Source organism: Flavobacterium sp. WC2416 (assembly GCF_041200095.1).
Classification (GTDB): domain Bacteria; phylum Bacteroidota; class Bacteroidia; order Flavobacteriales; family Flavobacteriaceae; genus Flavobacterium.
The window spans coordinates 1144152-1156953 of record NZ_CP165626.1 but is presented as its reverse complement, the minus strand read 5'-3'; the positions used below and the strand labels follow the sequence as shown (position 1 = coordinate 1156953).

The following is a 12802-nucleotide window of genomic DNA, read 5'->3' as shown; positions in this document are numbered from 1 at the left end:
TAATTCATGCCCGTTTTTCTTTTCCAGAGAAATTAACTATCCTCTCCTTTTCATACAAACCATAGCGAACTGTTTTTTGGTTGTTTGTTGCAAATGCGATAAGTAATAGAAAGAATTTGATTTGTTTTTTCGTTATTTGGCACCAAAATATAACCTTACAATTGCTCGATTACTTTTTTCAATCGATCTCTTATTTCTGAAGCAATTTCAGCAAGTTTGTCATTTCCTACCGCTTGCATAGAAGCTGCCGGATCAACCGCTGAAACCTCAATCTGACCCGCTACTTTCTCTTGAAGAATTACATTACAAGGCAACATAGTACCTATTTTATCTTCTGCTAACAGTGCTTGGTAAGCGAACGGTGGATTACAGGCGCCTAAAATGGTGTAATTATAAAAATCTACATCGAGCTTTTTCTTAAGAGTAGCCTTCAAATCAATTTCGGTTAGTATCCCAAACCCTTCCGATTTTAAGGCTTCCGTTACTTTTTGAATCGCGTTTTCAAAGCTGTCTGAAATTGTTTTATTGAAGTAATAATCCATAATTCTTTTATTTTTTAAATTAAACTTATTTCCTTTTTCTAAATCTATGAGCTACCGCTAATAGTACTAGTGCAAAAATCAATATGGAGACCCACCAAAAAAAGTGCATTCCCATAAATGAGTAATTTCCCATGTGCATTCCTTCATTTCCATGATTATTCATAACTTTTCAAGTTTAGGTTTATACTCTATTAATGGTGTGATTTATGATCTTCTTCTTTTTTGGATTTTTCGTCCATCGCTTTCATTTTTTTATCTTTTTCCATTTTCTCCATCATTTCCATCATCTCCTTATTTTCCATCATGGATTTACACATTCCAGACATCATAGCGCTATCCCCTTTTGATGAGTCCATCATTTTCGACATCATACTTTTCATCATTTCTGGGTTATCTTTCATCCCTTTCATCATTTCAGACATCATGTTTTTCATCATTTCCGGATTTTCTTTCATCATGTTCATCATTTCAGCATGCTTGTCTTTCATCATTTCGGGATGATTTTTCATCATCTCTGCCATCATGCTTTTCATCATTTCCGGATTTTCTTTCATCATATCCATCATTTTAGCATGATTTTCTTTCATCATTTCCTTTTTCTTTTCCTCCATCATCTCTTTACCCTTTTTGCTATTCATTAGTATACCCATCATCTCTTTGGACATACTCTCATTATTAGCAATGGTATTCATAATCTCCATTCTCTTTTCTGATTTAGATAAGACTTGATTGGTTGACTGGCAAGAATACAACAGTCCAATTAAACCCATCAACAGCGCTACTTTTTGTATTATTTTCATGATTTTAACTATTTAAGATTACTACTATAATTACAATTTTAAGCCTCGTAATCGCAACGCATTTGCAATTACCGAAACTGAACTAAAACTCATTGCCAAAGCGGCAATCATAGGAGATAATAAAATCCCGAAAAACGGATATAAAACTCCAGCGGCTATTGGTATTCCCAATGCATTGTAAAAGAAGGCAAAGAATAAGTTTTGATTGATATTTTTCATCACTGCATGGCTCAATTTTTTGGCTTTCACGATACCTTGTAAATCGCCTTTGACCAAAGTAATTTTGGCACTTTCAATCGCCACATCTGTCCCTGTTCCCATCGCAATCCCAATATCAGATTGTGCCAATGCAGGAGCATCATTAATTCCATCACCAGCCATAGCTACAATTTTACCTTCGGCTTGCAAGCGCTTAATTTCTTTGAGTTTATCTTCTGGCAAACAACCTGCAATAAAGGAAGTCAATTGCAATTCATTGGCCACAGCCTTAGCCGTATTCTCGTTATCACCTGTAAGCATAATCACCTCAACTCCTTGACGCATCAATTCTTTTATAGCCGCAACACTTGTTGATTTTATGGCATCCGTGATGGTCACATAACCTAGAACTTCTTTGTCTATCGAGATGTATGAGACTGTTTTACCTAGTTTTTGTTCGGCAATTATTTTGTTTTCAATATCTTCCGACACTGAAGCACTTACTAGTTCCATTAGTTTTTTATTTCCTAATGCTACTTTTTTATTTGAAACCGTTCCTATTACTCCTTTTCCGGAAACAGCTTCAAAATCTTTAACTTCGATTAATGAAACTTCTTTCGTTTTCGCAAAATTGACCACGGCTTGCGCCAAAGGGTGTTCACTGTATTGATTGAGTGAAGCTATATTTTGCAACAAATCATCCTCTTGATTATTAGATGAAAAAACTTTTTCTACCGATGGTTTTCCCTCGGTAATAGTGCCAGTTTTATCTGTAATTAAAACATTTACCTTATTCATGTTTTCTAGTGCTTCGGCATTTTTTATCAAAACTCCTGATTGCGCTCCTTTACCCACTCCCACCATTACTGACATAGGTGTTGCTAAACCCAATGCACAAGGACAAGCAATAATTAAAACGGCAACCGCATTAATAAAACCGTAGATTAATGCGTTTTGTTCTGGACCAAACTTTGCCCAAACAAAGAAAGTAATCACTGAAACGGCGACAACGATAGGCACAAAATACTTCGAAATTCTATCGGCTAATTTTTGGATGGGTGCTCTTGATCGACTGGCATTATTGACCATTTGTACAATTTGCGAAAGCAAGGTTTCTGAACCAATTTTTTCAGCAACCATTACAAATGATTTATTCCCATTAATAGTTCCTGCAACAACGGCATCATCAACTTTTTTATCTACAGGAATAGGTTCTCCCGAAATCATTGACTCATCAATGGTACTTTCACCATCAGTGATTTTCCCATCAACTGGAATTTTATCACCAGGTTTCACACGCAATAAATCTCCTTTTTTAATATCATGAATTGATATTACTTTATCTCCTCCTTCAGCTACCAAAGTAGCTTCTGTAGGCGCTAATTTTAATAGTTCTTTTATCGCGCCACTCGTTTGACTGTGCGCTCTAGCTTCTAATAATTGTCCTAATAAAACTAATGTTAGGATTACTGTTGTGGCCTCAAAATACAAATGAACGGCTCCATTTTCATTTTTAAATTCTGCTGGAAAAACATCTGGAAAAAAAAGAGCAAAAATACTAAACAAGAAAGCGACTCCAGAACCAATTCCGATAAGGGTAAACATATTGAGATTCCATGTAACGACTGATTTCCAAGCGCGAATAAAAAACATCCAAGTCGCATAAAAAACAACTGGTATAGACAAAACTAGCTGCACCCAATTCCAGCTTTTCATATCCATGATTTGCATCAAAGGATTGTTTGGTATCATATCTGACATGGCTATTATGAAAATGGGCACGGTAAAAAGAAGTGCAATTTTCATTTTTTGCACCAAGTCATTGTAGGTTTTATTTTCCTCACTAGCTGTGGGTTCCATTGGAACCAAATCCATACCACAAATCGGGCAAGAACCTGGTCCGTCCTGCACGATTTGTGGATGCATCGGACAAGTATATTGTGTTTTTACAGCAGTTAAATCTGGCGCTTTTACTAAATCCATCCCACATACAGGGCAGTCTCCCGCTTTATCATATACTTTATCGCCTTCACAATGCATGGGGCAATAATATTTACCTGGTGTATTGGGAATCGCATTGTCTTCCTTTTTATGATGTTGATGCGCGTCATTACTACAACACGCTTTAGCTTTAGTCTCTTCAACTGTTTTATCCATCGCCATTTTAGGATGGCTCATTTCTATAGTGTACTTCCCAACTCCTGACAATGCTTCTTGCAAAACGGGTGTTGGAATGTGTTTTTCCATTGTAATTACAGCTTCTTGTGGATCAAGAGAAACCACCGCTTCAACTCCTTCAACTCCATTGAGTGTTTTCTCCACTTTGGTTCGGCAACCATCGCAAGACATTCCAGTAATTGTGTATGTATGTTTCATTTTTTTCGCTATTTAAAATTATAGTACAAATATCCGAATGAAACCCATTTTTATTATTACACAATTGTGGAAGTGATTTGTATAATTTACAAAGAGTCTATTTGTTTTCGGGTATTCTCTTTCATTTTTTTAAAATAGGTAGGTGTAAATCCAGTCACTTTTTTAAATTGGTTGCTCAAATGGGCTACATTACTATAATTGAGTGCTATGGCAATTTCACTTAAAGTAAGTTCATCATAAACCAACAATTCCTTCGCCTTTTCGATTTTCTGGGCAATAAAATAATGTTCAATTGTTGTGCCTTCATTATCCGAAAACAACTTACTCAAAGCACTATAATCCTGATTTAAACATTCAGATAAATAAGTCGATAAATTGACTTTCAACTGATCTTTTTTATAATGTACTAGTTCAACGATCAAGTTTTTAATTTGTTCAATTGTCTGGCTTATTTTATCTTCCAGTAATTCAAAACCTAGTTTTTCCAGGTTAGTACTGAGTTCCTGAATTTCAATATCCGTTAATTCTCGAGACAAATTCACTTCACCTAATTTAATGGAACTTACAGGAAGCTTCATTCTTTCTAACTCCAATTTTACAGCCATTTCGCAACGGCCACAAACCATATTTTTAATAGTAAGCTTCATTTATAAAGTGTTTGTTAGAACATGCTATCAAAGTTCAACCTTTTTGAATTAAAACGAGGCTTTTTTGACAGAATATTAATATTTAAAACCTTGAAATATAGATAATTAATTTAATTTACATTTTCATTCCTGCCATAGGATCATTTCCTTTTCGAAATTTATATTCGCTATTGATAGCATACGCTCCAGTAATTACTACTTTTTTATTAGGATCTATGTCCGATTTGATTTCAATCATCCCATTTGATTCCACACCTGTTTCAACCATTACATTTTCAAAAACACCATGGCTTTTTTCGACCCAAATAAAAGTGGCATTTTCATCCCTGATTACGGCATCAATAGGAATAAACATTCCATTTAAATTGGATTGTATTAATTGTGCATTGGCCTGCATTCCTGGTTTTAAAAGCATATTAGGATTGGGTACTTCCATTCTAATTAACAGCAATCTAGAATCCGGATTAATTTCTGGATTGATAAAAGAAATGGCTGCTTTTATAGTCTTTGTGGGATAATCCATAAAAGAAATTGTAGCTGTTTGACCCAATCGCAAACTTTTGGCATAATTTACATTGACTTGCGTTTCTAACCAAAGACTACTTAAATCGGCCAATTTAATAATAGCCGCCCCTTCCATCACATAACTACCTTCGGTCGCAACAATTTCAGAAATGGTACCACTATAGGTACTATAAAAAGTAGTATATGGCGAAACTTCATTCGTCTTTTTAATGGATTCAATCTGCGCATTGGAAAGTCCATAAAATACTAGTTTTTGTCTGGCTGCATCCAGCATATTCTTTGCATTTTTACCAAAATCTCCTGGCATAGCCAGTTGCCTGTAAGCGGTTACATAATCTTGCTTGGCTATGGCAATAGGTTCACTATAAAGTTGGTAAACCGCCTGGTTTTTTTGAATATAATCCCCTTCAGTTTTAAAATATAATTTTTCGATTCGGCCCATTGCTCTAGCAGAAACACTTCTTATTTTCTCTTGATTTATCGTCAAAACGCCAGTGTAACCTGCTTGCAAACTGCTTTGTGACTCTGAAATAATAGCAGTAGTAATATTGCCTAACTTCATTTGCTGGTCACTTAATGAAATTTCATTTGAAGCTCCATTGTCTTTTTGTATTGGAGTCAAATCCATATGACATATGGGGCATTTTCCAGGTTTGTCTTCTTTTATTTGAGGATCCATCGAACACGTATAATAAATACTTTCTTTGTATTGATGCTTCTCGTGTTCCTCTTTATTTTTAGTATTGCAGGCCACAACCAAGGTGAATGCCAGCAATAGAAAACCGATTTTTTTGAGCTGTTTCATTATTATTTTGTTTTTATAAAGCTTCCGCTATCTATCAAATATTGGGCATTATCAGCAAGGATATCCGAAACTGAAATACCATCTACTATTTGTACAAAGCCATTTATTTCGATACCCGTTTTTATTTCGGCAGTTTGAAAACCATTTCCCTTTTTGATAAAAACTATTTTTTTGTTACCTAAACTAACCAAAGATTGTTTTTGAAGCCAAATCCCTTCTACTGCATTCGTTGCTACTTTCCCTTGCAAGCGCAAACCAATAGGGAATTGCAGTTTTTCATTATTGAGATACACGCGAATGCGATTGGTCTTATCTGTTGGATCAAGTTGTGTTTCAATAAAATTTACTTTTGCATTGACAATCGCATCTGCGTCCAATTCTGATGAAATTTGAATCGACTGATTGACTTTTATTAGACTATTATAGCCTTGGATAACATTAAAAACACCCCAAACTTTATTCGTGTTTACTAATTTAAAAACCACAGTGTTTTTTGTAATATAATCCCCTTCCTTCAAATTTAAAGCAGTCGTTGTTGCCGTTGTATTTTGCATAGTGCCAATACTAGTAGAAACCATACCATCCGTTCCATCCACAATTCCAGTCACTGGACTGTAAATTGAGATTACTGGATTTATTCTTTTGGCTGTAGCCAAAGCATTAATCTGATTGGTACTCATCCCATAAAGCGCTAATTTTTGCTTTAATGCTTTTAGTATGGCTGAATTCTCAGAATCATTTGAAACCAAATAAATAAAATTCTGCTGTTCCGTTACTAATTCTGGACTGTACAAATCGAATAGTTTTTGCCCTTTTGCAACTTTTTGAAATTTATAATGAACATACATTTTTTCAATTCTTCCATTAATTCGTGCGGCTATATTCACAGCTGAATTGGGATCATAGGCCACCAGTCCAGGTAAATTTATGGAGCTATTGAGAACAGTATCTTTGGCAGTAGTTGTTTTAAAATCTCCCACCACAAAACCATCTGTCGGTTTTAATAAATGTTCAATTGAATGACTTTCAACAGGCTGACTTTCAGAGACTTTTTTTACTAAATTCATTCCGCAAATAGGGCAATTACCCGGTTCATTTCGTATAATTTCGGGATGCATCGAGCAAGTATAAATTTCTTCCTTCTGCTTATGCGTCGCTGAATTATTGGCTTTTTCGACAAAATAATATACGGCAAAACCCACCATTACAACGGCAATAGTCCATAAACTATATTTTAAATATTTGTTCATAATTATTTTGTTTCCAGTTGTTTTTCAATTTCTACTTGAGTATTCAAAATAGCTTGTAATTTATCTAACTTATCCATTTGAGCCATGTTCAATGCTTCCCAAGCATCTAGCACCACAAATAATTCACCCGTATTATTTTGCCAAGCCAAAACTGCCGTATCATAATTCCTTTTCAAAGCTGGAATGATGCTTTTATCGGCGATCTCATATTGTTTTTTTAAGTTTGTCAATTCGGTTTGCATTCCTGAAATCATACCTGTTGCTTCGTTCAAAATCATTTGCTTTTGCCATTCCAAGCTCTCATTTTTTATTTGAATACTATTGATTGTGGCCTTGTTCATTTTAGTAGACCATGGCATCGGAATAGTGACCATTGCCATCAAATTAAACTGTTGTGGGTTCTTCCCAAAAGCAAACATATGATCATATTTTACTCCAAACTCGGGTAATAACTTTGATTTTTCGGTGGCAATTTCCAACTGATTTAATTCCATTGTTTTCTCAATTGCCTTCACATCGCTTCGGTTTTGAGAAAGTGCCGTGGTATCTGTTTGTAATAAATCAAACTCTTTTAAAGTATAATTGGGATCAATTTCAAACAACAGTTTTTTATCTCTTGCCATCAACGTATTCAACATAATTCTTTTTTGAGAAATTTCATTTTGCAACATAACCACCATACTTTGCAATTCGTTGTATTTTGATTTGGCTTTGTAGTACGTTGACAATTTATCCATGTTGTACTGGTAGCGAATTTCCATGCTTTTTATCATGTAATCCATAAGCAACAAATTGTCATTGGCTATTTTTATTTTTTTATCCAATACGATCCATTGGTAATAATTAGTTTTTGCTAAAGCTTCCAACTGATTGGCAGTATAATTTTTATTTTCGGCTTCCACAGATGACATAGCACTCATGTAATTAAAATCGGCTTTTTGTCTGGATGCATTGGGGATCATTTGCGTAAAGCCTACCATATATGCGCCCATTCCTGGATTCATTTCATCTGCTTTCCACATTTTGACATTATAAGGTGTCATAAACAAACCGGTATTTATTTGCGGTGCCATCCAGCTTTTGGCTCCTTTGGCAGCAGCATCCATACTTTGAATGTCAGCATCATACATTTTTAGCTGTGGATTATTGGTCTTGATGGTCACCAAAACTTCATCTAATGAAAGTGATTGCGCATTTACATTTGCAAATCCGAACATCAGTCCACTTATAATGATATACTTTTTAATGTTTCGCATTGATGATTTCTATTTTACCTTTTGTTCTTAATTCACGAAGTTTTGTCATTTCAAAAACAACTGGCGTTACTAATAATACATAAATAGTGGAAGTAATTGTCCCTCCAATAAGTGGTACTGTAATTGGAATCATTACATCCGCTCCAGTTCCTGTTGACCATAGAATGGGGATTAATCCAAACAAAGCCACAGAAACCGTCATTAATTTAGGGCGCAACCTTTTGGCCGAACCATAAATAATATAATCTCGCAAAATATCTTCTGTAATGGTTTCACTACTATTTCCATGTTTTTCGACCATTTTAATCATGGCTTCATTTAAATAAATGGTAATCAACATGGCTGTTTCAATGGCTAAACCAAATAAAGCAATAAACCCGACAGCCACAGCCACAGATAAGTTAATCCCATAAAAATAAACCATAAAAATTCCACCAATCAAAGCAAAAGGAACTGTAATCATGGTCACGAATGCTTCTTTCATGGAGCCATAAGTAAAAAATAAAATCAAAAATATTATTACTACAACAAGAGGCATAATCAAGCTTAATGTTTTGTTGGCCCGAATTTGGTTTTCCCACTGTCCACTCCATTCCACGTAATATCCTTTTGGCATTTTGGTCATCATCGCATTCAGTTTGTCCTGCGCTTCTTTTACAGTGCTCCCTAAATCCCGATCTCTAACATTAAATAAAACGCTTCCACGGAGCATGGCGTTCTCACTATTAATCATGGGCGGTCCATCGCTGATTTTAATATCAGCAACAGTTTCTAATGGTATTGGTCCGTATTCCATTGTTTGCACCTGTAATTTTTTCAAGGCTTCTAGGCTATTTCTGTATTCTTGTGCATAGCGTGCATTGACAGAAAAACGTTGTCGTCCTTCAATTGTGGTCGTTAATGTCATTCCGCCAATCGCTGCTTCTACAACACTATTTACATCATCAACACTAAGACCATAACGACCTATAACTTCTCGTTTAGCAACAATATCAATGTATTTCCCTCCTGTAATAGGTTCCGCAAACAAGTCTTTTACTCCTGCTGTGCCTTCTAAGGATTTTTTTATTTTTTGTGCCAATGCATCTATCGTGTCCAGATTTTCACCGTAAATTTTAATTCCTACATCGGTTCTAATTCCTGTAGATAGCATATTGATCCGGTTGATAATGGGCTGAGTAAATCCATTAGTCACACCTGGAATTTGGAGCTTATTGTTGATTTCAGTTATAATATCACTTTTAGTTTTCCCTTCTCTCCATTCATTATGAGGTTTTAGTAAAACGATGGTTTCAATCATACTTATCGGACTATTGTCCGTTGCTGTATTAGCTCTTCCTGCTTTTCCCAAAACATGGGTTACTTCTGGAATTGATTTTATCAATTTATCCTGAACCTGCAAAATTCGCTTAATCTCTGCATTCGAAACATCAGGTAAAGTTACTGGCATAAATAAGATTGAACCTTCATCCAATGGTGGCATAAATTCAGACCCCAATCGAGTAAACATCAATCCCCCAATTAATAAAGCGACGATGTTTACTGCCAATACTGATTTTCTCCATTTCAAACAAAAAGTTAAAATAGGCGTATATATACTTTCCAATTTTCTATTAATTGGGTTTTTATTCTCGGGACGCAATTTCCCTTTTAACAAATAGCTGATTAAAACCGGCGTCAATGTGATAGCTAAAAAAGCATCCACAATTAGAATAAATGATTTCGTCCAAGCTAACGGGCTAAACAATTTCCCTTCCATTCCTGTTAATAGAAAAACGGGTAAAAAAGAAGCAATCACGATTAATGTAGAATAAAAAACACCTGGCCCTACTAATTTTGAGGAGTCTTCAATCAGTTTCATTCTTTCTTCAGAAGACACTGGATCATGTTCTTTTTTGAATATATTTTTAAATATTTTTTTCATTGCTGTTGATTAATGTTTATTGTCCAGTTCTTCCTGTCTCTCAGAGATACTTCGATAGGCATTCTCCACCATCACAATCCCATCATCAACCACAACACCAATAGCTAAGGCAATACCTGTAAGCGACATAATATTGGATGAAATCCCAAAGGCTTGAAGAAAAATAAATCCTATCGCCACGGATATAGGCAATTGTATCAGAATTATAAGCGCGCTTCGCCAATGAAAAAGAAATAGTAAAACAATAATCGACACTGCAATCATTTCTTCTATCAAAGTTCCTTTAACAGACTCGATTGCCTTTTCTATCAATTCACTTCGGTCATACGACGTCTTGAAAGTCACCCCTTCTGGCAAGCCTTTTTCGACTTGTTTCATTTTGGCTTTTACTGCTTGAATTACTTTATCGGCATTTTCGCCGTAACGCATCACTACAATTCCGCCTACCACTTCCCCTTCACCATTAGCATCAAAAATTCCCAAACGCAAATCGCCACCCATTTGTACCGATCCAATATCACTGACTTTTACAGGAACCGAATTGTAGTTTTTAATGGCAATTTCCTCCACATCCTTTATGTTTTTGATATATCCCAATCCTCTTACTACATACGATCGGTCACTCATTTCAAATTTTCTGCCACCCACATCATTGTTGCTGCTTTTGACCGCTTTCATCACTTCCATCATACTAACATTGTAGTATTGCATTTTGAGTGGATCTAAAACCAATTGGTATTGTTTTTCGAACCCACCAAAAGAAGCGACTTCCGCCACTCCGGGAACCGTTTGCAAGGCAAACTTCACATACCAATCTTGCAAAGCGCGCTGTTCACCTAAATCCATTCCTTTAGTTTCTAAGTGATACCAAAAAATATGACCAACCCCTGTACCATCAGGTCCTAGCGTGGGAACTACACTTTCGGGCAATAGCCGTTGCGCATAATTCAAACGTTCCAATACACGGGTTCTAGCCCAATAAGGATCTACATCATCTTCAAAAATGATATACACAAAACTCATCCCAAACATGGAGGAAGCACGGATATTTTTGATTTTTGGAATCCCTTGTAAATTAGAAACCAAAGGATACGTTACTTGATCTTCTATAACTTGTGGGCTTCGACCCATCCATTCCGTAAAAACAATCACTTGATTCTCGGATAAATCCGGAATTGCATCAATAGGATTTTGTTGCACACTATAAATCCCCCAACCAAACAAACAGGCCGAAACCAGTAAGACAGCTAATCGGTTTTTTAATGAAAAAGAAATTAATTTTTCGACCATAACAACTTATTTTTTTGATGAAAGGCTATCTTTCATTTTATCAATCCATTGAACTACTTCTTCTTTTTGAACTGAAGTAAGGATTGCGTTTCTATGAATTAGTGTGTAAGACGTCAAAGGCATTTCACCCTTCTTTATTTGTTTACTAATTTCATTTAATTTGTTTCCTTGTTTTCTAAGAGAATAATTCCCCCACTCACTAAAATTCAAATTTTCCTTGCCTTCTTTTATATGACTATCCATCAACATTCTTGCAGGCTGAATATTTGAATACCAAGGGTAATTTGTAGTATTACTGTGGCAGTCATAACAAGAAGTTTTCAAAATAGTTTCCACTTTTGTTGGAACTGCATAAGCATTCATAAAATCCAAAGCTGGAACCGGTCCATAATCAATCGTACGAACAGGTTGATACAATTGCATCAACAAAAAAGCAATAAATGCAATTGCGACTATTTTTTTGAAAACTTTCTTCATTTTACCATTCTTTAGTAATTCCACCACAGGTTAGCATTTCGGATCCATAATAGGGATTCTTAATATCCTTAACCTCACTAATCCAATAGCCACTTTTCCCTTGATCATACATTGGGCAATAATCTTTATATATTTTTTTATCTGTTCCAAAGATTTTAATCAAATCATTTACATCCTTGCTTAACATGGCAAAATGCTCTCTTTGGTGGTCAATTTTACCTGCATTATCACCAATATGTTCGGCATGTTCTTTGGCATCATCAGTGATATCTGCATAGGTTTTTTTAATATTAGCTTCAATTTTATCTGAGTTCGAATTTTTTAAAGTAGCATACAATTCCTTTCCCGCTTCGGCTGCCCCTTTAGAGTCGTCTTTTGTCAATGCATTTTTTAATTTCAAATAATTATCTAAAATAGGGTCAATTGAAAATGAAGAGTTACTTTTAATAATTTCCACCTCTTTCACCGCTTCAATAACTGGTTTAGCTTCAACAACTGGCTCTGACAATGACATTCCGCAAACAGAACAAGCCTCGCCTTTGGCTCCTGTCACTTTTGGATGCATCGGACAGGAATACAATTGATTATCTGCAGTCTTCTCTGAATTTACTTCACTTTTAGTTTCTGTTTTATTGTCCTTACATGAAGCAAAAGCCAATACTAAAAGGATGATGCTTAATTTGAATACGTTTTTCATTTTTTTGTTTTTAAA

9 protein-coding genes and 1 pseudogene are annotated in these 12802 nt (G+C 35.4%); all 10 read right to left on the bottom strand.

Annotation, left to right across the window (positions count from 1 at the left end):
* Nucleotides 1–155: 155 nt before the first annotated feature.
* The 10 genes and pseudogenes from AB3G39_RS04770 to AB3G39_RS04725 all read right to left on the bottom strand — a co-directional run bounded on the left by AB3G39_RS04770 (nucleotide 156) and on the right by AB3G39_RS04725 (nucleotide 12787).
* The gene (locus AB3G39_RS04770) at nucleotides 156–542 is read right to left on the bottom strand and encodes a DUF302 domain-containing protein (protein ID WP_369766138.1); all 387 of its coding nucleotides are present in this window, start codon (nucleotides 540–542) and stop codon (nucleotides 156–158) included.
* A gap of 191 nt (nucleotides 543–733) precedes the next feature.
* Nucleotides 734–1342, bottom strand: a complete 609-nt coding sequence (locus AB3G39_RS04765) for a membrane or secreted protein (protein ID WP_369766137.1) — start codon at nucleotides 1340–1342, stop codon at nucleotides 734–736.
* 30 nt (nucleotides 1343–1372) lie between these two features.
* The gene (locus AB3G39_RS04760; RefSeq protein WP_369766136.1) at nucleotides 1373–3916 is read right to left on the bottom strand and encodes a heavy metal translocating P-type ATPase; all 2544 of its coding nucleotides are present in this window, start codon (nucleotides 3914–3916) and stop codon (nucleotides 1373–1375) included.
* Between the two features lie 86 nt (nucleotides 3917–4002).
* A complete protein-coding gene (locus tag AB3G39_RS04755; RefSeq protein ID WP_367772085.1) occupies nucleotides 4003–4563 on the bottom strand; it encodes a helix-turn-helix domain-containing protein in 561 nt (186 codons plus the stop codon).
* Between the two features lie 115 nt (nucleotides 4564–4678).
* The gene (locus AB3G39_RS04750; RefSeq protein ID WP_367772087.1) at nucleotides 4679–5893 is read right to left on the bottom strand and encodes an efflux RND transporter periplasmic adaptor subunit; all 1215 of its coding nucleotides are present in this window, start codon (nucleotides 5891–5893) and stop codon (nucleotides 4679–4681) included.
* A gap of 2 nt (nucleotides 5894–5895) precedes the next feature.
* A complete protein-coding gene (locus AB3G39_RS04745; RefSeq protein ID WP_369766135.1) occupies nucleotides 5896–7143 on the bottom strand; it encodes an efflux RND transporter periplasmic adaptor subunit in 1248 nt (415 codons plus the stop codon).
* 2 nt (nucleotides 7144–7145) lie between these two features.
* Entirely contained in the window at nucleotides 7146–8360 is a 1215-nt protein-coding gene (locus tag AB3G39_RS04740) for a TolC family protein (protein WP_369766134.1), read from the bottom strand.
* Nucleotides 8361–8385: 25 nt separating this feature from the next.
* Nucleotides 8386–11613: pseudogene (locus AB3G39_RS04735) on the bottom strand (efflux RND transporter permease subunit).
* 6 nt (nucleotides 11614–11619) lie between these two features.
* Nucleotides 11620–12090: a heme-binding domain-containing protein gene (locus AB3G39_RS04730; RefSeq protein WP_367755277.1), complete on the bottom strand. Its 471-nt coding sequence runs from the start codon at nucleotides 12088–12090 to the stop codon at nucleotides 11620–11622.
* A 1-nt stretch (nucleotide 12091) separates the two neighbouring features.
* Complete coding sequence (locus AB3G39_RS04725) at nucleotides 12092–12787, bottom strand: DUF3347 domain-containing protein (RefSeq protein ID WP_369766133.1); 696 nt, start codon at nucleotides 12785–12787, stop codon at nucleotides 12092–12094.
* Nucleotides 12788–12802: the final 15 nt, after the last annotated feature.

Bases quoted from the DNA above. Each gene is read 5' to 3' on its own strand.
- AB3G39_RS04755 (WP_367772085.1), bottom strand. From the start codon at position 4,563: ATGAAGCTTACTATTAAAAATATGGTTTGTGGCCGTTGCGAAATGGCT.
- AB3G39_RS04770 (WP_369766138.1), bottom strand. From the start codon at position 542: ATGGATTATTACTTCAATAAAACAATTTCAGACAGCTTTGAAAACGCG.
- AB3G39_RS04765 (WP_369766137.1), bottom strand. From the start codon at position 1,342: ATGAAAATAATACAAAAAGTAGCGCTGTTGATGGGTTTAATTGGACTG.
- AB3G39_RS04740 (WP_369766134.1), bottom strand. From the start codon at position 8,360: ATGTTCGGATTTGCAAATGTAAATGCGCAATCACTTTCATTAGATGAA.
- AB3G39_RS04725 (WP_369766133.1), bottom strand. From the start codon at position 12,787: ATGAAAAACGTATTCAAATTAAGCATCATCCTTTTAGTATTGGCTTTT.
- AB3G39_RS04750 (WP_367772087.1), bottom strand. From the start codon at position 5,893: ATGAAACAGCTCAAAAAAATCGGTTTTCTATTGCTGGCATTCACCTTG.
- AB3G39_RS04745 (WP_369766135.1), bottom strand. From the start codon at position 7,143: ATGAACAAATATTTAAAATATAGTTTATGGACTATTGCCGTTGTAATG.
- AB3G39_RS04760 (WP_369766136.1), bottom strand. From the start codon at position 3,916: ATGAAACATACATACACAATTACTGGAATGTCTTGCGATGGTTGCCGA.
- AB3G39_RS04730 (WP_367755277.1), bottom strand. From the start codon at position 12,090: ATGAAGAAAGTTTTCAAAAAAATAGTCGCAATTGCATTTATTGCTTTT.